20 protein-coding genes are annotated in these 19,863 nt (G+C 45.9%); 12 read left to right on the top strand and 8 right to left on the bottom strand.

Annotated features, from left to right (window positions below):
• Nucleotides 1–15: 15 nt before the first annotated feature.
• A complete protein-coding gene (locus tag B5D50_RS11290; RefSeq protein WP_078922749.1) occupies nt 16–684 on the bottom strand; it encodes an HAD-IA family hydrolase in 669 nt (222 codons plus the stop codon).
• Nucleotides 681–1,622 carry an RluA family pseudouridine synthase gene (locus tag B5D50_RS11295; protein ID WP_078922750.1) on the bottom strand — a complete coding sequence of 314 codons (942 nt, stop codon included), beginning with the start codon at nt 1,620–1,622 and terminating at the stop codon, nt 681–683. The genes B5D50_RS11290 and B5D50_RS11295 overlap by 4 nt, the downstream gene beginning before the upstream one ends.
• Before the next feature lie 683 nt (nt 1,623–2,305).
• On the opposite strand from B5D50_RS11295, the gene B5D50_RS11300 reads away from it, so the two are divergent.
• Together B5D50_RS11300 and B5D50_RS11305 are read left to right on the top strand one after the other, a co-directional pair.
• A complete protein-coding gene (locus B5D50_RS11300) occupies nt 2,306–4,066 on the top strand; it encodes an Rne/Rng family ribonuclease (RefSeq protein ID WP_078922751.1) in 1,761 nt (586 codons plus the stop codon).
• Complete coding sequence (locus B5D50_RS11305) at nt 4,038–5,624, top strand: ribonuclease E domain-containing protein (RefSeq protein ID WP_143594342.1); 1,587 nt, start codon at nt 4,038–4,040, stop codon at nt 5,622–5,624. The genes B5D50_RS11300 and B5D50_RS11305 overlap by 29 nt, the downstream gene beginning before the upstream one ends.
• A gap of 28 nt (nt 5,625–5,652) precedes the next feature.
• On the opposite strand, the gene B5D50_RS11310 is transcribed toward B5D50_RS11305, so the two are convergent.
• Complete coding sequence (locus B5D50_RS11310; protein ID WP_078922753.1) at nt 5,653–6,153, bottom strand: low molecular weight protein-tyrosine-phosphatase; 501 nt, start codon at nt 6,151–6,153, stop codon at nt 5,653–5,655.
• 188 nt (nt 6,154–6,341) lie between these two features.
• Between B5D50_RS11310 and B5D50_RS11315 the strand changes: the two genes are divergently transcribed.
• From B5D50_RS11315 to B5D50_RS11335, 5 genes are all read left to right on the top strand, one after another.
• On the top strand, nt 6,342–7,280 hold the full coding sequence (locus B5D50_RS11315; RefSeq protein WP_078922754.1) for a chromate resistance protein ChrB domain-containing protein: 939 nt from the start codon (nt 6,342–6,344) through the stop codon (nt 7,278–7,280).
• Entirely contained in the window at nt 7,277–8,623 is a 1,347-nt protein-coding gene (chrA, locus tag B5D50_RS11320; protein ID WP_078922755.1) for a chromate efflux transporter, read from the top strand. The genes B5D50_RS11315 and chrA overlap by 4 nt, the downstream gene beginning before the upstream one ends.
• Nucleotides 8,624–8,778: 155 nt before the next feature.
• Complete coding sequence (locus B5D50_RS11325; RefSeq protein ID WP_078922756.1) at nt 8,779–9,189, top strand: hypothetical protein; 411 nt, start codon at nt 8,779–8,781, stop codon at nt 9,187–9,189.
• Between the two features lie 74 nt (nt 9,190–9,263).
• The gene (locus tag B5D50_RS11330; protein ID WP_078922757.1) at nt 9,264–10,427 is read left to right on the top strand and encodes a HupE/UreJ family protein; all 1,164 of its coding nucleotides are present in this window, start codon (nt 9,264–9,266) and stop codon (nt 10,425–10,427) included.
• Nucleotides 10,428–10,458: 31 nt separating this feature from the next.
• Nucleotides 10,459–10,830: a DUF6488 family protein gene (locus B5D50_RS11335; RefSeq protein ID WP_234975863.1), complete on the top strand. Its 372-nt coding sequence runs from the start codon at nt 10,459–10,461 to the stop codon at nt 10,828–10,830.
• An 89-nt stretch (nt 10,831–10,919) separates the two neighbouring features.
• Here the strand turns inward: B5D50_RS11335 and B5D50_RS11340 are convergent, their stop codons facing one another.
• Nucleotides 10,920–11,957 carry a DMT family transporter gene (locus tag B5D50_RS11340; protein WP_078922758.1) on the bottom strand — a complete coding sequence of 346 codons (1,038 nt, stop codon included), beginning with the start codon at nt 11,955–11,957 and terminating at the stop codon, nt 10,920–10,922.
• A gap of 232 nt (nt 11,958–12,189) precedes the next feature.
• On the opposite strand from B5D50_RS11340, the gene B5D50_RS11345 reads away from it, so the two are divergent.
• Complete coding sequence (locus B5D50_RS11345; protein WP_078922759.1) at nt 12,190–13,227, top strand: hypothetical protein; 1,038 nt, start codon at nt 12,190–12,192, stop codon at nt 13,225–13,227.
• An 84-nt stretch (nt 13,228–13,311) separates the two neighbouring features.
• Here B5D50_RS11345 and scpB read toward each other — a convergent pair whose 3' ends face one another.
• The 4 genes from scpB to B5D50_RS11365 all read right to left on the bottom strand — a co-directional run bounded on the left by scpB (nt 13,312) and on the right by B5D50_RS11365 (nt 16,584).
• A complete protein-coding gene (gene scpB, locus B5D50_RS11350; RefSeq protein WP_234975864.1) occupies nt 13,312–13,842 on the bottom strand; it encodes an SMC-Scp complex subunit ScpB in 531 nt (176 codons plus the stop codon).
• Nucleotides 13,839–14,630 carry a segregation and condensation protein A gene (locus B5D50_RS11355; RefSeq protein ID WP_327193202.1) on the bottom strand — a complete coding sequence of 264 codons (792 nt, stop codon included), beginning with the start codon at nt 14,628–14,630 and terminating at the stop codon, nt 13,839–13,841. Before B5D50_RS11355 ends, scpB begins: the two co-directional genes overlap by 4 nt.
• 24 nt (nt 14,631–14,654) lie before the next feature.
• Nucleotides 14,655–15,875 carry a tryptophan--tRNA ligase gene (locus tag B5D50_RS11360; RefSeq protein WP_078922760.1) on the bottom strand — a complete coding sequence of 407 codons (1,221 nt, stop codon included), beginning with the start codon at nt 15,873–15,875 and terminating at the stop codon, nt 14,655–14,657.
• Nucleotides 15,876–15,957: 82 nt separating this feature from the next.
• Nucleotides 15,958–16,584: an L-threonylcarbamoyladenylate synthase gene (locus B5D50_RS11365; protein WP_078922761.1), complete on the bottom strand. Its 627-nt coding sequence runs from the start codon at nt 16,582–16,584 to the stop codon at nt 15,958–15,960.
• Nucleotides 16,585–16,731: 147 nt separating this feature from the next.
• Here B5D50_RS11365 and B5D50_RS11370 point away from each other — a divergent pair, with 147 nt between their 5' ends.
• From B5D50_RS11370 to ygfZ, 4 genes are all read left to right on the top strand, one after another.
• Nucleotides 16,732–17,355: a septation protein A gene (locus B5D50_RS11370; RefSeq protein ID WP_078922762.1), complete on the top strand. Its 624-nt coding sequence runs from the start codon at nt 16,732–16,734 to the stop codon at nt 17,353–17,355.
• A gap of 3 nt (nt 17,356–17,358) precedes the next feature.
• On the top strand, nt 17,359–17,658 hold the full coding sequence (locus tag B5D50_RS11375) for a YciI family protein (protein WP_078922763.1): 300 nt from the start codon (nt 17,359–17,361) through the stop codon (nt 17,656–17,658).
• A 29-nt stretch (nt 17,659–17,687) separates the two neighbouring features.
• The gene (locus tag B5D50_RS11380; RefSeq protein ID WP_078922764.1) at nt 17,688–18,641 is read left to right on the top strand and encodes a peptidylprolyl isomerase; all 954 of its coding nucleotides are present in this window, start codon (nt 17,688–17,690) and stop codon (nt 18,639–18,641) included.
• A 108-nt stretch (nt 18,642–18,749) separates the two neighbouring features.
• Nucleotides 18,750–19,778, top strand: a complete 1,029-nt coding sequence (gene ygfZ / locus B5D50_RS11385) for a CAF17-like 4Fe-4S cluster assembly/insertion protein YgfZ (RefSeq protein ID WP_078922765.1) — start codon at nt 18,750–18,752, stop codon at nt 19,776–19,778.
• Nucleotides 19,779–19,863: the final 85 nt, after the last annotated feature.

Consider the following 19,863-nt stretch of genomic DNA (forward strand, 5'->3'; position numbering starts at 1 on the left):
CCTCGTCTCTTTGCCTTAGGATTTAGCTAGATTATCTAACCAAATTGGCAATTCGCGAATATCATCTAGACAAACGCGCGGCGCTAACGCCAACAAACGCTCAGACCCATGCACACCATAGTTTACCCCTGCTGCATCCATCTTGATATTATGTGCCATTTGTAGGTCATACTCGGTATCACCGATCATCAGTGCGGCTGAAGCAGGCAAATCATAATCGACCAAAATTTCTTCTAACATCCGAGGATGGGGCTTAGAAAATGTTTCATCAGCACAGCGCGTAATGGGGAAAAAGGCGGTTAGCTGTGTTTCTGCCAACACCTGATTTAAGCCTTGCCGTGACTTGCCCGTTGCAATCGCTAGCCAATAACCTTGTTCAGCTAAGTGCTCTAAAGTCTCACGCGCTCCCGTAAACAACTCACTTGGTTTACGGTTATGCAAGAAAAACTGCTGCTTATACTCATGGGCTGCTGCTTGAATCAGTGCATATTGCGCTTGAGGGAAAAGATGCTGAAACGCCTCTTCCAGCCCTAAACCAATAATATTCCGAATTTCAGCATCCGTGCGGGGCGCTAAGCCCACCTTAGCATTCACTCGATGAATACAAGCGACAATATGTGCTGCAGAGTCGATTAAGGTGCCATCCCAATCAAAAATCAGCAACTGATAGGGTTTTGGTTTCATTTTGGAAGCTTTAGTGCTTTGAGGACTTGATTAATATCATCGGGCAAGGGGGCTTCAAACTGAAGCTTTTGCCCACTCAACTCAAAATAGCAGGCTAAGCTGGCTGCATGTAAGCACAGACGCTTCACTCCAACATCACGATAAGCACGATTCAATTTAAAATCACCATAGCGCTCATCGCCTAGAATCGGGAAACCTAAATGGGCTGCCTGCACCCGAATTTGGTGCATACGTCCGGTCAGGATTTGCACATCCATTAAGGTACAATCGCCATAGACTGAAATGGGTTTAAAAATACTCTCCGCTGTCTGCCCCTCTTCATCTTCCTCAGCGACTTGCATCTTTTGATAAGAATTATTTTCACGCTTTAAATCCACGGTAATATGGCGCTTACCACCTTGCCAACGCCCATGTACTAAAGCGCGGTAGTGCTTTTCAATTTCGCCCGCTTTGAGCATCTGATGCAAAGCCGTCAGCGCAGGCCGTGACTTCGCCAAGATCACTAGACCACTGGTATCTTTATCTAAACGATGCACTAATTCGACAAAAGGTAAATTAGGCCGTAATTGCCTAAACGCTTCAATCAGGCCAAAGCTGACCCCACTACCACCGTGTACTGGCAAACCTGCTGGCTTATTAACCACAATCAGATGGGTGTCTTCATGAAGAATCGCCTGATCAATCCGCTCAAGTAACTGATCAGAAGCTTCTGCAGTGCGGGGCTGCTCCAATTCAGTCCGAACCGGTGGGATGCGAATCTGTTCGCCCTCAACCAGCTTGTATTCTGGCTTTACGCGCTTTTTATCGACACGAACTTCACCTTTACGAACAATACGATAGATGACACTTTTCGGAACTTTCTTAAAGTATTTTAACAGAAAGTTATCAATCCGCTGCCCTGCCTCATTAGCAGTCACGGTATAGTATTCAACTGACATGCGAGAAAAGCCTTATTCAGGGTGCTAATTGTCGGGAATCCGATTGAATGCAATTAGCCAACTTGCTATATTCAGGCTAGGTTACTGGACAGATGGATTTAAAAGTCTGACCGTTGAGCCTAGTGGTTTCTGCCTACCGATAGACGGATTTACAGCTAGACGTTTACTGGTACGCATAATAGGACTCAAAACCGGATGATTCAATCAAATTCCAAGCGGAATTTGAGCAGGGAGAGTTGCAGATACAGACGATTCTACCTAAGCGCAGCGCCTTCAGTAGGTTTTACTGAAAGTCAATTAACATAGCAGATACCTGTTATTGCCGCTGCCTGTTTTTAGAGAAGGAAACTAACACTAAGATAGATCGAAGTTTAAGATCGAACCTTAACTGATATAACTAATGATAACCTCGTCTCATCTGATACTTCATCAGGTTAGGGCAATTGCCAGCGGGACAAGGCATTGATTGGACAAATCAAGCAACAGCATGCATCAAATTAAGAGGTAATATAAAGCACACTGGGATGATCTCAACCTTACTTACCCCATGTTTACACCTCAATATCCAAACTTAAACGCTTTGGATAGGTGCTAATGGCTTTTACCTTCGGGCTTATTGTTGTCGGCTACTTCTTGATGAATAGGAAAAGCTGAGCAGGTACTGCACGTTTGTGGTGTAGTACATGAAAAGAATTTTAATTAACGCGACGCAAGCCGAAGAAATTCGTGTTGCGATGGTAGACGGGCAGCGCCTCTACGATTTGGATATCGAGCATCCTTTTCGTGCGCAAAAAAAGTCCAACATTTATAAAGGGGTCATCACGCGGATTGAGCCGAGCCTTGAGGCTGCTTTTGTTAACTATGGCGCACAACGTCATGGTTTTCTTTCCTTTCGGGAAATTGCCCCGGAATGCTATCACCCTGATGCTGTCAAAAAATATGGCAATAGCAACAAAGTTAATATCAAAGACATGCTGCGTGAGGGTCAGGAAATCCTCATTCAAGTGGATAAAGAAGAGCGTGGTAATAAAGGCGCTGCCTTAACCACTTATATTAGCCTTGCAGGGCGATATTTGGTATTGATGCCCAATAACCCCAAAGCAGGCGGTGTTTCCCGGCGGATTGAGGGCGAAGATCGCCAACAAATCAAGCAAACCCTCAGTGATTTAGAAATTCCTGAAGGCATGGGTGCGATTGTACGCACCGCAGGCGTTGATCGTGAACTCGAAGAGTTGAGCTGGGACTTAGATTATCTGAAAACACTGTGGGAGGCGATCACCTCAGCAGCCAATCAGCACAAGGCTCCTGTCCTGCTTTATCAAGAAAGCAATGTCATTATTCGCGCCTTACGTGATTATTTCCGTCGTGATATTGGCGAAATCGTTATTGATGACCCTAAAGTTTTTAAGCAAGCCCAAGATTTTATGCAGGCGGTCATGCCGCAAAATCTGCGTAAGTTAAAACTCTATCAAGACAATACTCCGCTGTTTAGCCGTTATCAGGTCGAATATCAAATTGAAACTGCCTTCCAGCGGACGGTCAATCTGCCCTCTGGTGGAGCAATTGTCATTGACCATACCGAAGCCTTGGTTTCAATTGATATTAACTCAGCACGGGCAACCAAAGGCCATGATATTGAAGAAACAGCGCTCAATACCAACCTTGAGGCGGCCGATGAAATTGCACGCCAATTACGCTTACGTGATTTAGGCGGCTTAATCGTGATCGACTTCATTGATATGCTACCGAGTAAGCATCAACGTGATGTCGAGCGGCGCTTAAAAGAAGCCTTAAAAGTAGACCGCGCTCGGGTGCAAGTGGGGCGCATTTCTCGCTTTGGTTTGTTGGAGATGTCACGCCAGCGCTTACGTCCTTCTTTAGGCGAATCCAGCCAACTGGTTTGCCCGCGCTGTGAGGGTCAAGGCCATATTCGTAATACCGATTCTTTAGCCCTCTCGATCCTGCGTCTGATGGAAGAGGAGTCGATGAAAGAACTGACGGGTCGAGTCATCGCCCAAGTCCCCGTCCCTGTAGCAGCCTATCTTTTGAATGAAAAGCGTGATTCGATTGTTAATATTCAAAAGCGCCGCAATATTGAACTGACGGTTATTCCTAATCCGCATTTGGATACCCCGCATTTTGAAATTATGCGCGTGCGGACGGATGATCTGGAAACCGTCGGTGCCAGTTATACGCAAATCAGCGAGCCTGAAGAAACTGATGCAAACTTAATGGCTGAGCGTTTAGTTAACCCTAGCCCTGTCCAACAAGAAGCGGTCGTAGGTAATGTTATTCCGACTCAACCTGCTCCACAAATTGAACGTACTGAGCGTCGACCTACACCCCTGCCAGCAGAAGTAGAAACGGAGATCCTGGATGTCCAGAAAAATCCGGGGCTCATTCGCCGCATCCTGAATGGTCTATTTCAGCAGTGCCAAAGTTGACCCGACAATGGAGCAAGTGAAAGCTAAAGCCGCTGAGCAAGCAGCTCAAGCGGCTACTCAAGCTCAAGCAACCACTGAAACAGCAAGTGCAGACGATCGACGGAACAACTCGAATAATCACCAAAATCGGCGGAACAACCCGAATAACCAGCCCAATCGACGGAATAATCAAAATCAAGATCGGCGACGTAATGATGAAGCTCGCCGACAAGCTCAAGCGGTGGATGGCACGCACTCAGACACGCCCACTGAAGCTGCTCCGGCAAACCGACCTGAGCGCCAAGAACGGCGGAGTCGGCAAGGACGGCGCTCAACAGATAACCCACCATCTGTTGATGAATTCAAGTCAGCCCATCTAGATCCAGCTGCAGAGGCTGAACTTGAAACTGCGCCAACATCAAACCGTAATGAGCATCGTGAACGCAATCGTAATCGCCAAGAACGCGAGACACGTCAACCCAATCAAAATCGGCGGCCGCGTGAACGTACATCTGCGCCCTCAGAAACCAGCCCCTCTGAGCCAGAACTTGAAGTCGTAGTTGTCAGCAGCGAAAGCATTGAACTGGAAGAAATCATCGTTGAAAACACGGCGACTACCTTGCAAGACGGTTCACAAAAACGTGACAATCGTCACCAACGTAATCGCGGGCGGCGGGAACGCAATCATCGTTCAAACGTTGAAACTGAAACGGCGAGTGCCGATTCTGAGCTGCAGATTACTGAAATTTGTATAGCGCAATTAAAAGCGGATATTGCCCAACCTCAGCTGAGGGAAACGGCAACCGGCACGCCTGCCCCACAATCAACAGAGCCAGCAAGCCGCTACAGTCATACTGATAAACGAGTACCCTCGCCAGAAACGCTAGAACCGCTGATTATTGATCTGATTCCGAAGAAGCCTTCACGGCAAGAACGCCGCCAGCGACAGCCCAATCAAGGCAATCCTCGAAGACCCGAACAACCAGCGGTCGCAGCATCTACCGAGCTGATAGCAGCACCAGTAGAGACAGAAAGCGAGACAGTACCTCATCAGCAGGCAGTGGTTACTGAAGCCCAGCCTAGTGCATCAAGCCCAGTCTTAGTACCCACTCGCTCTGAACAGCGACCTAATACCGAGGCCGAGGTTATAGCTGCTGAAACACCTGATGAGTTCGACGAGAAAGCTAATAAGCCTGAACTGCTGAGTGAACCGTCGATACAGGAGGCAGTCATTCCGGCTACCCACCTAGCAACTTCCCTGTCTGAGCAGGCAGGCCTTGCAGCATCAAAACCTGAGCCAGAAACAGTCAATGGTTTTCATCATCAGGATGCGAGCGTGACCGCCACTGAGAGCACAATTAAGCTTGAGACAGTGCCGCTACCTATCGAGCTGAACTCAAATGACACGGGTACAGAGCGCCTAACAGAGCATGGTAGTTATGATCTGCAAACCAGCCATCATAAAGAGGAAGCTGCCGAGGCTAGCGATAGTCTGCCGGAATCAGTGCCAACAGTAACCCCCGAGCCAGAGCCAGCCTTACCTGCGAAAAAACGGCCTATTTGGATGCATTCTGACTAAAGCACGCTAAGTATACCGGAGCGGTTAGCTAGCCTAGCCGCTCTCGTTCTAATGAATGCTGGCGAATAATATGCGCTAACAACCCTTCTGAAGCATCTTCAATCATATCCAATACCCGCTCAAAACCTTGTGACCCGCCATAATAAGGGTCGGGTACTTCGCGCTCACGCCAACGACTGGCAAATTCCATAAACAGCTTAAGATTTTGGGCTTGTTTAGCCTGAGCATAGGACTGTAAGGCTCGCAAATTCTGCAAGTCCATCGCTAGCACATAGTCAAATTCGGTAAAATCAGCGGCTTGGATTTTACGGGCGCGCTGCTGAGTCAGATCAATCCCACGCCCTAAGGCTGCTTGTTGGGAACGTTGATCCGGTTGACTCCCCAGATGATACGCATGTGTTCCTGCCGAATCCACTTGAATGGCCTGTGCTAAACCCGAACGCTGTACGAAGCTTTCGAATACCGCTTGAGCTGTAGGGGAGCGGCAGATGTTTCCCATGCAGACGAAAAGAACACTAACTTTCTTCATAAAATCAATACTCTACAACTAAATACTAAAGCTAGTCACAGTAAAAATCGCGTCTTAGCGAACAAGAATCAACCCATTACGCGATTATTTTAGCTTACTGGAAACTCACTAAGAATTATTTATTTATGGCTAAAAAGCTATAACCAGCAGTATACTCAGTTTAATAAATGTATTAAGTATTTCAAAAAATGTCTTGGTTATTACTTATAATTTCCCTCCCAACAGAAAATGCGACGGCTCGCATGCGCATTTGGCGAGCATTAAAAGGACTTGGTTGTGCTAGTTTACGTGATGGGGTCTGGTTGCTTCCTTCCAATGCAGGAACTCAAGAGCATTTTAAAAACATTGCTGATGACACGCGCCGCTCGGGCGGTGAGGCATGGGTATTAGCTTTACAAGTTGATCATACACAAGCAGAAAATTTCCCTAGTTTGTTTGATCGTGGTGCAGATTACCATGCATGGCTGGAAGAGTTAAGGCAACTTGACCCACTAGCAGATGATCTGATAGCAACACGTAAACAGCTGAAAAATTTGAAAAAAAAACTATCAACTTTAACTGATACTGATTATTTCATACATCCACTTCAAGCCATAGCCTATGAGCGTTTGCAACTGGCTGAATCAGCTTTGCAAAAATGTCTAATTATGAGCGAACCTTGTTTTCAAGCGGGTGAGTTGGAGCTATTAGCAAGGGCTGATTTTCAAAATAAAACCTGGGCCACCCGTCACGATTTATGGATTGATCGACTTGCTTCGGCATGGTTCATCCAACGCTTTATTGATGCACAAGCGAGTTTTCTTTGGTTAGAACAAGCGATTGATTGCCCTGCTGAGGTCTTAGGGTTTGATTTTGATGGAGCTCGCTTTACCCATGTCGGCCATTATGTGACTTTTGAAGCCTTATTTCATAGTTTCGGATGGGGGCATGATCTTGGGCTACAACGACTAGGGCAATTAGTACATACCCTCGATGTTGGTGGAAATACTCCCGAAGCAGCTGGGTTTGCCTTAGTCCTAAAAGGTTTGAAACATCGTATCACCGATGATGATCAGTTGCTCATCGCAGGTGGGCAACTACTCGATGATCTTTATTATGCTTTTTCCCTACAGGAGACCACTTCTTGAACCCGATACCACAAACTGCACCACCCACTCCCAGTTTAGGGCAAGCTTTTGCCTATTGGCTGAAGCTGGGTTTCATTAGTTTTGGTGGACCAGCCGGACAAATTGCTATCATGCACACTGATTTGGTGGAAAAGAAACGCTGGATTTCAGAGCAACGCTTTTTGCATGCTTTGAACTATTGCATGTTATTGCCAGGCCCTGAAGCCATCCAGTTAGCTATTTACATCAGTTGGCTAATGCATGGCATGCTCGGCGCTTTGATTGCAGGGGTCTTGTTCTTCCTCCCGGCTTTTTTATTGTTATCCGTATTGGCGGGTGTCTATCTAGCATGGGGAGATCTACCCTTAATCGCAGGTATTTTTTATGGCATTAAGCCCGCTGTGGTAGCCATCGTCTTATTTGCCGCGTGGCGAATTGGTTCAAAAGCCTTGAAAAATCAATTCTTATGGGGAATTGCCGCCCTCGCTTTCATTGGAATTTTCGTATTTGGTATCGGGTTTCCGTGGATTGTATTAGCCGCAGGTATAGTCGGCGTCATCGGTGGAAAGTTAATGCCTGATCAATTTAAAGGCGGCAGTGGCCATGGGGCCTCCCATCAAACCTATGGAGCATCCGTGATTGACGACCATACTCCAACCCCTGCTCATGCCCAATTCTCGTGGATAAAACTGTGGGTCACAGTGGCGATTTTCGTTGCTATTTGGGGCGTGGCTATGCTGATGGTCAGTGGACAACCTACCCTCAACGCGATGGGGAGTTTTTTTACTAAAGCTGCCTTTCTGACCATTGGTGGCGCTTATGCAGTACTGCCTTATGTTTATCAAGGTGGAGTTGAACATTACGGCTGGTTAACGGGTGCGCAGATGATGGATGGTCTTGCTTTAGGTGAGGCCACGCCAGGACCACTGATTATGATCGTCACTTGGGTGGGCTATTTAGGTGGGGTTGCTAAGCAAGTAGGGGTTAATCCGATAGCAGCTGGTTTTGCTGGAGCGACTGTGGCGACTTTCTTTACCCTTTTGCCATCGTTTTTATTCATTCTTGCTGGCGGCCCTTTAGTTGAAAGCACGCGCAATAATTTGAAGTACACCGCACCCTTAACAGCAATTACCGCAGCAGTGGTCGGCGTGATTCTAAATTTAGCTGTTTTCTTTGCTTGGCATACCTTTTGGCCGCAAGGTACTGCAACAACACCGTTTGCAGGTAAGTTTGAATGGTTTCCCTTATTAGTCGCTATTGCTGCTTTTTTAGCGCTGTGGAAATATAAACAAGATGTGATGAAAGTAATTGGTGTTTCCGCCTTGCTAGGCTTGGTTTATACCTTGGTAATTAAGTTTTTTTGAGAGGGGTGGCCTATAATACTTTGTCATCGTCTAAAAAAATGAAAGCTAATGACATGGATCATACCCTGCAGGCTCACTAAAATTGATGTAGGATCTTTACTGTCAATGAAATTCATACAGGAACTGATGAAGCTTTTTGGAGTTGAACGGCGAACATGAAACGTCCGATTAGTAGGACTTTTTTGTATTACGGGTATTTCTACCTGTTCATGTGCATATGGTTGGGCATTCAGCCAACTTGGGCTGTACAACATGTGCATTTGGCAGAGCAACACCATCATGATGGCTTTGAGCATCAACATCAGGCCGTGGCACATACGCCACATAGACAAAACCTTGCAGAGCATGCGTCACATCATTGGGCAAGAATTGTTGATATTGATTTAAAATATCATCTGTCCAAACTGAATAAACACAATAGCCCTAGCCTAGGGCTATTTCAAACCATCAACTTCAATCTTGCCGGGCTAATACCGTTCATTCTACGCACTGGTTTAGCCCTAGATCTCAAACCAAGGCTGATACCCTACCGAAACCCACCAGCTCGCGCACCGCCTTTAGGATAAACAACGAATCAATCAGTCAAAGCGATGAGCTTGATTTATTTCCGTAGTTTGTTTAAACAACTTAAAGGTATTTTATGGCTTTTATCTCGCAGCCAATACGTTGGGTATTGGTTTTATTGGCATTGCTATTTGCCAGCCAAGCCTTTGGGCATGGTATGTCTGATGCAGAAAAACAAAGCATTATTGAAGGTGGCAATCTGCGCTATTTGTGGATTGGCGCAACACATATGCTGTCTGGTTATGACCACCTCGCCTTTGTATTTGGCATTGTTTTCTTCCTAACTCGCTTTAAAGATATTGTTAAATACATTACTGCCTTTACGGTAGGTCACAGTATCACGCTGATCATTGCCACCTTTAATGGCATTAAGATCAATTATTTTTTGATTGATGCGATTATTGCGCTCAGCGTTTGCTATATCGCTTTTCAAAACTTGGATGGCTTTAAAAAGTACTTAAACCTCAATCCGCCCAATATGTTAGCGATGATTTTTGGCTTAGGCTTAATTCATGGTTTAGGTTTATCGACTCGTTTGCAGCAATTACCTCTCAGTGAAGATCAGCTATTGATGAATATTATTTCCTTCAATGTGGGGATCGAGTTGGGACAAATCGCAGCCTTGGCGGTCATGCTCGTGGTTATTAACTTATTCAGAAAGAGCCGCTATTTCCCAAGCTTTAGCCAGATCGCTAATTATGCCCTGATCGTGTTTGGTGCGGTCCTGTTCTTAATGCAGATGCATGGTTATGTGCATAGCAAGCATCCTGAAGAGTTTATGCCTACACCTGTAGCACCAACGATGACACTTTCAGCAGCGCAGCAGGCGTTATCGACTAGCAGCCCTGCATGGCGTGATACGCAAACCATACCATTAGCAGTGGGAGCTGAGCTAGAGTTTAAGCTTAAATTCGAGAAGGATGCAGTGCTTGAATACACTTGGAAAACCGATGGAGCCGCAGTTTTCTATGATTTTCATGGCGAACCTGCAGGCGATACCACCGGCTATTTTAAAAGCTATAAAACCGATACTAGTACTCAAGCCAGTGGTAGTTTAACCACGCCATTCAAAGGTACACATGGTTGGTATTGGAAAAATACCTCCACCACGCCCGTGGTGATCACGGTACAAACTCAAGGCCCTTATGAACCGTTAGCGAACACCGCACCACCACCGGCTCCCACTGCTACCAACGCATCAGGATCAGCCCCCGCCAAAACCCATGACTCGATTGATTAATTAGATTATTACACTGACTTAGGAGCATTTAATGATGAAAACGCTATTCACTTCAATGGCTATCACTAGCTTACTACTGATGGTCAACCCTGCTATGGCTGGAACAGGGCATAGTCATGGCCCAAGCGGGCATGGACATGAACATGCCGTCAAAGAAATCAGTAGTGAAGAGGCTACCACCAAAGCAACGGCTGAAGTAGCACGGCTGGTTGAAGCTAAAAAAATTGATGCGAGCTGGTCAACGATTAAAGCGGACAGTGTGGAAAAAAAGACCTTCAATGAGCGTTTAGAATGGGTGATTAAATTCAACAATGAAGCCGTGACGGATGAAACTAAGCGCCAACTTTATGTATTCTTGTCACTGAGCGGAGATTATATGGGAGCTAATCACACGGGGAATTAGATCACTTTAAATTAACCCACTACCTGCAGAACTGAGGGTACTCCTCAGTTTTGCACACTTGTACATATCAACAGAAGAACCTAACCTCCTCAATGTCGATGATGTGCATCAGGATAATGGGCATGAGTATGGGTCATTGGCTTATGCTGATGCCAATGCCGATGTCGCTCACCGACTTGAACCGGAAAATCGTGCTCATGTTGATGATGCTCATCATGTACATGACTATGCTCATGTTCTAAGGCCGGATGCTCATGTTCATGACTGTGATACTCGGTAAGATGTAACCACAAACCTAAGGCCATTAAAGCCCCAGCGATGACTAAGGCTAAGCTGATCGGTTCATCTAAGATAATGATGGCTAATATGGCCCCAAAAAAAGGAGCGATTGAAAAATATGCACCAGTACGTGCCGTACCTAAATGCCTTAGCCCAACAATAAACAAACTTAAACTCACACCGTAGGCTAAAAACCCCAATAGCAAAGCACTGAATAAGGTACTGAACTCTGGTAACTTAGCCCCTAAGATTAAAGCCAAGCTCAAGTTCACACTCCCTGCGACTAGACCTTTCACACTCGTGAGCCAAGTAGCATCATTGAGCGACACTTTGCGTGTTAAATTATTATCCAGCCCCCACATGAAACAGGCGGCTAATACCGCTAAAGCTGGCCACAGCGTACCGAAACTAGCTTCATTAGACCAACTCAAGACCACCGCACCCAAAACAATCGCAAACATGCCTAAGGCAATACGCCAATCGACATTCTCGCGGAACACTAGCCAAGCCAATAAGGCAGTAAACACCCCTTCTGCATTCAATAATAAGGAAGCCCCTGAGGCTGGCATCGCCTGTAAGCCCACCAAAAGCAAGACAGGCGCAATCATCCCCCCCGCTAAAATCGCACCCAATAGCCAAACAATCTCAGATTTAGGCAAATTCACTTTCGGTGCATGCGTCAAGCGGCGGTACAGCCATAAGCCTAGGCCTGACCCCAGATACAAAAGCCCAGCCAATAACCAAGGATTGATTTCGCCCAGCAAAAGTTTAGCCAATGGTGTGCTCGCACCAAATAAGGCAGCGGCGGTTAACGCGGCAACGACTCCGGGTGAATGGTGAAAATTCACAAAGCGACCTCACTGGCTACTCAACTCGTCCAAGCTTAAAATAGAGTATCGGTGAGTTCAAGTTCACTGAAGGTTGGCTAAGCTTGGTTTTATAGCAGTTCTACTCTAAAAATTTTAAATTAGCTAAAATTATACAAATTTATATAAGATAAAAATAATTTGCTATAAGACCTAAAATCAGAACTGTATTATCATAGAAAATATTGATCACAATAAATATGGGCTAAAGAAAATGAAAAAATTAAGTGTGCTCGGTACCTTGTTAGTACTGACTGGTTGCACAGTTGTGCCTATTCCTCTCAATACTGCTTTACTACCGGGTTTAGTACCTCAGTCCCCCCCCACCCATCGTGCTTTGCAAACCGAAATCGGCAGGCCTGTGTTCTCGAATCCCTATGCTAGTGCGACGATTGTCCCCCCCCAACTCAGCCCAACTGCCCCTGTCGGTAGCACTGCACCGACCGCAAGCACAACTATATCCACACCCTTGCCGAATCTGCCGATCATCACTACCGGTACAGTGACCTCTTCGCAAGAGATGAATGCTATCGGTGAACGGATTTTTCGGAATGAAACTGAAGGAGATGCCCGTCAATTATTGCGCTGGCATTCACAAGGCAATTTCGCTGATTTAGGAATCGGCCACCTCGTTTGGTATCCGGCTAATCAACGCGGACCGTATACCGAAACTTTTCCAAGCTTTCTTAACTATGTACAAAGCAAGAATGTCCCCTTACCGACTTGGTTAGCTAATCGTCCGAATCAAGCTAGCCCTTGGGCTAATAAGGCGGCTTTTGAGCGCGCTAAAGACGATCCACAGCTGCGCGAATTGGCCAATTTCTTGCAGAAAACCCTCGGTTTGCAAGCGGCTTTTATGACCGATCAATTGCGTAGAAATTTGCCTACGATGGTACAAACTCTACCTGCTCCGTATCGTCAAGCGGCTTTGAACAATTTCCAAGTCATGGAAAAAACACCGGGCGGTGTCTACCCAATGTTAGACTATATGGTCTTCCAAGGGAGTGGTACGAGTAGTAATGAACGCTATAACGGCCTTGGTTGGGGTCTTTTACAAGTACTGCTTAATATGGAAACCGTGCAACCCGGTCCGAATGCTTTAGCTGAGTTTATGCGCTCTGCTAATGATTCGGTCATGCATCGGGTAGCCGCCGCACCCGCTGAACGTCGGGAAGCACGCATGCTATCCACGTGGCAAACACGCATCCGCACTTATAAACTGCCTACCCGTGTTGGTGTGGCGAGTCGCTAAAGCGAATCCGTATTCATTTATATTCATTGAGCTATCGGTTAGTTAACAGTCTGCTAGTTAATTAACCGATAGCGAGTTTGACGCTTAAACCACTAAATCCTTAAGCTCTGCCAATTGCGGCAAATCGTCTAGCGACTTTAAATTAAAATAATCTAAAAACTGTTTTGTCGTCCCTAGCAGTTCAGGTCGCCCCGGTACTGGCTTATGGCCTAAGACCCGCACCCAATCACGCTCGATTAAGGCTTTCAGGACATTCGCATTCACCGCCACCCCACGAATAGCCTCTAACTCAGCACGAGTAATCGGTTGACGCCATGCAATTAATGCCAAAGTTTCTAAAAATACCCGTGAATACTTAGGGATTGGCTCTTCTTGATGTTTAACCACCCACTGACTATACCGCTGCTTCGTTTGTAAACGATAGCCTCGGGCAGTTTCAATTAAATCAAAACTCCGCTCTTGGGTTTGCGCCGCTAATTGTTTTAAAGCCACTTGGATAGCAACCGAATCCACCGACTCATCTTGAGTAAAAAATTGAGTTAACTGCGCTACGGTTAAGGGCTGATTGGCCGTTAGCAAAATCGCCTCTAGAATTAAGACTAACTCCATTTTCATGCAGATACCGCTACCACACGGCTAAGATATAAAGGAGCATAAGGCTCTGGTGCTTGAGTGATTTCAATCATTTGTGCTTTCAGTAACTCTAAAACCGCCATCAAGGACACCACTACACCGCGTCGCCCCTCTTCATAGCTAAACAACTCACTAAACGCAAGCTGAGGTTTAGCTTGTAAGGCGATTAATACTTGGGTCATACGTTCACGAATGGATAAAGGCTCGCGCTTAACTTGGTGGTTTTTAAACTGCTCTGCACGCTGGAGTACCGCTTGAAATGCGAGTAATAACGCCTTTAAATCAACGGCAGGCAATGGCTGCTCCCGTAGAGGCAATTCGACGCTGGTTTGCACTAACCAATGCTCACGCTCCAAACGCGGCAGTGCCTCTAACACAGCCGCTGCTTGTTGACACTGCTCATAGTCTTGCAAACGCCGCACTAGCTCTGCACGCGGATCGTCTTCTTCGTTAGTCGGTGTCAATCGTGGCAATAATAACCGCGATTTGATTTCGGCCAATAGTGCTGCCATCAGCAAATAATCAGCTGCTAAATCCAAGCGAAACGCTTTCATCAGCTCCACATAGTCCATGTACTGACGGGTCACTTCAGCAATAGGAATATCACGAATATCCAAATTTTGGCGACGAATTAAATACAGGAGTAAATCCAAAGGACCTTCAAACGCATCGAGAATCACCTCGAGGGCATCAGGAGGGATATACAAATCCGCCGGTAATTGATGCACAGGCTGCCCATGCACTAAAGCAAGAGGCAGCTGATCAGACAAAGGAAGCAAACGTTTCAACCGAGCTTAATGGTGATGGGTGAAATGAATCGCTTCAAATACATCACGCATGGTTTCACGTGCGACTTCACGCGCCGCTTCTGAGCCTTCACGGAGCACTTTGCGGACTCGTTCTCGATCATTTTCATAGTCCGCCGCACGTTCTTGAATCGGCTTTAACTCAGCTTGCACCCCTTCAATCACGGGACGCTTGCAGTCAAGACAGCCAATCCCCGCCGTTCGACAACCCTCTTGCACCCACTGGCGAGTGGACTCATCCGAATACACCTGATGCAACTGCCACACCGGACAATGCTCGGGATTACCCGGATCAGTACGTCTTACTCGAGCCGGATCAGTCGGCATGGTGCGGATTTTCTTTTCAACATCCGCAGGATCTTCACGCAGAGCAATGGTATTGTGATAAGACTTTGACATTTTTTGCCCATCTAATCCGGGCATTTTTGATTCTTTGGTTAAAGCCGCTTGCGGTTCAGAAAGAATGATTTTTCCACAGCCCTCTAAATAACCGAATAAGCGCTCCCGATCACCCAAAGAAACATTTTGCTGACCTTCTAATAAAGCCTGTGCTTTTTTTAAGGCCTCCGTATCACCCCGTTCTTGATAAGCTTTACGCAAGTCACGATACAGTTTGGCATTTTTCTTACCCATTTTATCAGCAGCTTGCTCAGCTTTTTCTTCAAACCCCGGCTCACGCCCATATAAATGATTAAAACGCCGTGCAATTTCTCGGGTTAATTCAATATGTGCGACCTGATCCTCACCCACCGGCACTAAATCCGCTTTATAAATCAAAATATCAGCCGATTGCAGGAGGGGATAACCTAAAAATCCATAGGTCGCTAAATCTAGATCTCGTAGTTTTTCTTGCTGATCTTTATAGGTAGGTACACGTTCTAGCCAACCTAATGGCGTGATCATGGACAGCATTAAATGCAATTCGGCATGCTCAGGGACATGCGATTGCACAAACATCGTCGCTGAACTCGGGCTAATCCCTGCGGCTAGCCAATCAATTGCCATATCTTCCACATGACGTGCAATCTCATAGGGGCTGGCATAATGAGTGGTCAAAGCATGCCAATCCGCCACAAAGAAAAAACACTCGTGATTAAGCTGCATATCGACCCAATTTTTCAGCACCCCATGATAATGACCGAGGTGTAACTTACCCGTGGGGCGCATCCCCGAAACGATTCGCTGATTCTGCAATGGCGTTGTGTTCACGTCCGCAATCCTTTAAAGCTTAAAGAAAAATACCTGTATTCAAATCATCGCACGATTGAAAGCATCAAACTTAGGGTGCATATTAATGCTCTACCAACCAATCCACTTCACCTTTACCCTGGCGGAGAATTTCGGGGCGCTCACCGGTTAGATCTATCACTGTCGTAGGATCATGCCCACAAAACCCACCATCCATAATCAAATCGACTTGATGCTCAAGATACACCCGAATCTGATACGGGTCAGTCATGGGTAAGTCTTCATTCGGTAAGATCAAGGTGCTAGAGACTAAAGGCTGATTCAGTTCGGCTAAAAAAGCTTGTGTCACTACATGATCTGGAATCCGAATCCCGATGGTTTTGCGCTTAGGATTTTGCAAACGACGAGGTACCTCGCGGGTTGCCTTTAAAATAAAAGTATAAGCACCAGGGGTCAGGGTTTTGAGTAAGCGATAATTAATATTATCGACTTGAGCATAATGTGAGATTTCTGATAAGTCACGACACACAAGGGTGAAGTTATGCTTATCATTCAACTGACGAATGTGCTGAATCCGCTCCATTGCCGCTTTGTCATCTAATAAACAACCAATAGCATAACTAGAGTCAGTCGGGTAAACTACTACCCCGCCCTCACGCACAATATCAACAGCCTGTCGAAGTAGGCGTTTTTGTGGGTTTTCCGGGTGAATTTGGAAGTATTGGCTCATGTGGGCTAGGTTGTTATCGTTTAAAAAAGCAGGATTTTACAGGTTAATGCTAAGAAATACAGTGCGAGCACTTGTTTAAGGAAGGTTCGCCCCCAATAAAATGATGCTTATGACCTCACAACTGCATCCAGTAAAGACTTAATCATTATGAAGTTTTTGTTTGATTTTTTTCCAGTACTGCTATTTTTCCTAGCGTATAAGCTGTTTGACGCGATGCCGCCTGCGTTGATTGAAATACTCAATCAACTGCCGTTTGTTGAGCTATCTCAAGCAGAGCCTAAACATGCGATTTTGTTCGCAACTTTGATTATTATTCTTGCCACCATCCTGCAAAATATCTTGCATTATCTGGTCTATAAGCGCCTTGAGCGCATGCACCTCATCTCGCTGGTGATTCTACTGGCTTTTGGTAGCTTAACCTTAATCCTCAAAGATTCAGCGTTTATTCAATGGAAAGTTACGGTGTTCAATTGGCTGTTTGCCTTAGTCTTCATCGGTAGCCAGTATGTAGGTAATCGCAAACCCTTAGTCGAGCGGATGATGTCAAATGCGATGCAAGTACCCGCGCAAATATGGACAAAAGTTAATTGGATGTGGGCTGCATTTTTTGTTTTTATTGGCGTGCTGAATCTAGTAGTTGCCTATAATTTTAGCGAAGCAATTTGGGTGGATTTCAAATTATTTGGGATTCTAGGTCTGACCTTTGTTTTTGTGATTGCTCAAGCCATCTATCTACAACGGCATATGATTGAAACCGGTAAGGAGTCCTAGACTATGTTATACGTGATTATTGGTGAAGATCATGCGAATAGCTTAGCTAAGCGCCTAGCAGCAAGACCAGCGCATTTAGAGCGTATTCAAGCTTTACAGACTCAAGGGCGCTTAGTCCTTGCAGGTCCTAACCCAGCGATAGACAGTGCTGATCCGGGCGAAGCGGGCTTTACTGGCAGCATTATCGTGGCTGAATTTGAGTCATTAGCAGCAGCAGAAGCGTGGGCTCATGCTGACCCTTATCTTGCTGCAGGTGTTTACCGACAGGTAAGCGTTAAACCCTTTAAAAAAGTTTTACCCTAAGAGCCTATTGTTTAAGGAAATTGATAAAGATGCGAATCATAACTAACACATTAATCGCAAGTAGTTTAATTGGGCTGGTGCTAGGTCTAAATACAGTCAATGCAGAAGATCCAAAACCAGCAGCGGCCGTGACCACAGCTGCACCCGCAGCGGCTACCCCTGCGACGACTGAAGCGAAACCTGCTGCAGGTTCAGACGAAATTATTGCGATTGTCAACGGTGTTGATATTAAGCGTGATACGCTCAACACTTTAATGGATATGGCTAAGCGTTCAGGGGCGGGGGATCAGATTGATGAGAAAACCATGCTCGAAGATTTAGTCGTAACCGAATTAGCGCGCCAAGAAGCGAATAAATCCGGCTTAGCCGAGCGGGAAGATGTTCAAGAAAAACTGAATAATTTCAAAGATAAATTGGTATTAAATACTTGGATGCAAGAAAAAGCGGCTGCTTTAAATATTACGGATGAGGAAGTTAAAGCCGCTTACGACAAAGCGACCGCGCAAATGTCTAAAAGCGAATACAAAGCGCGTCATATTTTAGTGAAGACCAAAGACGAAGCCACTGCGGTGCTGGACGAATTAAAAGCAGGCAAAGACTTTGCTGACTTAGCTAAAGCTAAATCAACCGATACTTCAGCACAAATGGGTGGTGATTTAGGTTGGTTTAAAACTGATAGCATGGTCAAGCCTTTTGCTGAAGCCGTCGCCGCGATGGAACCTGGCCAAACTAGCACCGCACCGGTTGAGACTCAATTCGGTTGGCATGTGATCAAGGTAGAAGAGAAACGGGATGTTAAGCTACCTGAATTAGAGAACATGAAGCCGCAATTGAAGCGTCAAATCGAGCAAGAAAAAATGATGGCGTATATGAAAGATTTACGCGCTAAGGCCGATGTCAAAGTACTATTAAAAGATGAGCCAAAAGCCGCTGAAGCAACCCCTGCTCCAACCGTGGTTGTTGACCCGCCTAAAACTCAATAAGCGGTTAACTCTAAGCTCCCTGATCCCTTGCTAGATCGGGGAGTTCTCGACTTTTTTCACTAGGCGCGCTACCGTTTTCAACAGTAACAATAATGAGAGGCTAGGCGTATGAAGCCAGAATGGAAAAACTTTCTGATTGAACAAGGTGCTGAATTCGACGGTTCTACCTTATTACATTTCGGCAATCCTGAACGTGAACGCCGAATCGCCCCGCAAGGTGCGATACTCTGTGATTTATCTCATCAAGGTTTAATCAGTGCAACAGGCGTTGATGCAGCTGCCTTTCTGCAAGGCCAACTCAGCAATGATATTCAGCAAGTCAGTGCAGCGCGTGCTCAGCTAAGCTCTTATAGCTCACCTAAAGGGCGTGCTTATACCACTTTTCAAATCATGCAACGGCAAGGTGTTTACTATTTAGCCTTATCCAGTGATGTGTTAGAAACTGTCCTCAAACGCTTACGTCTGTTTGTAATGCGCTCAAAGCTAGCCCTAGAAGATGCCCGCGAAAGCTTAGTTCACTTTGGTTATGCTGATCCTATCGGTGAGCAGCGCCTACAAGCCGCTCTCGGCGATTACCCTAAACAAGTTTTAGATGTGATGCAAACCGGCAATCTCACGATTATCCGTCAAGCCGCAAGCGTGCCGCGCTTTGAAATTTATGGCGAGCTTGATGATGCTCGCCAACTGTGGAGTCGGCTGAGTGTACATGCTGCCGCTGTTGGCTCTGCATCTTGGGATTATTTTGATATTGAAGCCGGCATTCCGAAAATCACAGCTGCCAGTATGGAAGCTTGGGTGCCACAAATGCTTAATCTGCATTTGATCAATGGTATTAGCTTTAAAAAAGGCTGCTTCCCCGGTCAAGAGATTGTCGCACGGCTAAAATACTTGGGTAAAAATAAACGTCAACTGTATCGAATTGCGATTGATACGGTTCATCAGCCTGCCGTGGGGGCAAAAATTCAAGATGCTCAAGGCGAAGAAGCGGGCGAAATTTTAAATGCAGTCCTCAGCCCCAGTGGCAATCAGATTGAAGCTTTAGCCGTATTAAAAATAGCCGCTGCTGACCAAGCTTTAAGTTTAGCAGGTGCAAAAATCAATAGCTTGCCTTTGCCGTATAGTCTAGATAGTGAGTGACTGTTATGCTGGCAACCCATAATAGGTCAGGTTTGTGCTTGGCCTTTCATTACTGGGTATATTTGCTTGAAAACACCATGTATTC

Origin of the sequence: Thiothrix eikelboomii (assembly GCF_900167255.1) — a bacterium.
GTDB lineage: Bacteria > Pseudomonadota > Gammaproteobacteria > Thiotrichales > Thiotrichaceae > Thiolinea > Thiolinea eikelboomii.

Excerpts from the sequence above, each read along its gene's own strand:
- B5D50_RS11290 (WP_078922749.1), bottom strand. The coding sequence starts at position 684 with ATGAAACCAAAACCCTATCAGTTGCTGATTTTTGATTGGGATGGCACC.
- B5D50_RS11295 (WP_078922750.1), bottom strand. The coding sequence starts at position 1,622 with ATGTCAGTTGAATACTATACCGTGACTGCTAATGAGGCAGGGCAGCGG.
- B5D50_RS11300 (WP_078922751.1), top strand. The coding sequence starts at position 2,306 with ATGAAAAGAATTTTAATTAACGCGACGCAAGCCGAAGAAATTCGTGTT.
- B5D50_RS11305 (WP_143594342.1), top strand. The coding sequence starts at position 4,038 with ATGGTCTATTTCAGCAGTGCCAAAGTTGACCCGACAATGGAGCAAGTG.
- B5D50_RS11310 (WP_078922753.1), bottom strand. The coding sequence starts at position 6,153 with ATGAAGAAAGTTAGTGTTCTTTTCGTCTGCATGGGAAACATCTGCCGC.
- B5D50_RS11315 (WP_078922754.1), top strand. The coding sequence starts at position 6,342 with ATGTCTTGGTTATTACTTATAATTTCCCTCCCAACAGAAAATGCGACG.
- B5D50_RS11325 (WP_078922756.1), top strand. The coding sequence starts at position 8,779 with ATGAAACGTCCGATTAGTAGGACTTTTTTGTATTACGGGTATTTCTAC.
- B5D50_RS11330 (WP_078922757.1), top strand. The coding sequence starts at position 9,264 with ATGGCTTTTATCTCGCAGCCAATACGTTGGGTATTGGTTTTATTGGCA.
- B5D50_RS11335 (WP_234975863.1), top strand. The coding sequence starts at position 10,459 with ATGATGAAAACGCTATTCACTTCAATGGCTATCACTAGCTTACTACTG.
- B5D50_RS11345 (WP_078922759.1), top strand. The coding sequence starts at position 12,190 with ATGAAAAAATTAAGTGTGCTCGGTACCTTGTTAGTACTGACTGGTTGC.
- scpB (WP_234975864.1), bottom strand. The coding sequence starts at position 13,842 with ATGAAAATGGAGTTAGTCTTAATTCTAGAGGCGATTTTGCTAACGGCC.
- B5D50_RS11365 (WP_078922761.1), bottom strand. The coding sequence starts at position 16,584 with ATGAGCCAATACTTCCAAATTCACCCGGAAAACCCACAAAAACGCCTA.
- B5D50_RS11370 (WP_078922762.1), top strand. The coding sequence starts at position 16,732 with ATGAAGTTTTTGTTTGATTTTTTTCCAGTACTGCTATTTTTCCTAGCG.
- B5D50_RS11375 (WP_078922763.1), top strand. The coding sequence starts at position 17,359 with ATGTTATACGTGATTATTGGTGAAGATCATGCGAATAGCTTAGCTAAG.
- B5D50_RS11380 (WP_078922764.1), top strand. The coding sequence starts at position 17,688 with ATGCGAATCATAACTAACACATTAATCGCAAGTAGTTTAATTGGGCTG.
- ygfZ (WP_078922765.1), top strand. The coding sequence starts at position 18,750 with ATGAAGCCAGAATGGAAAAACTTTCTGATTGAACAAGGTGCTGAATTC.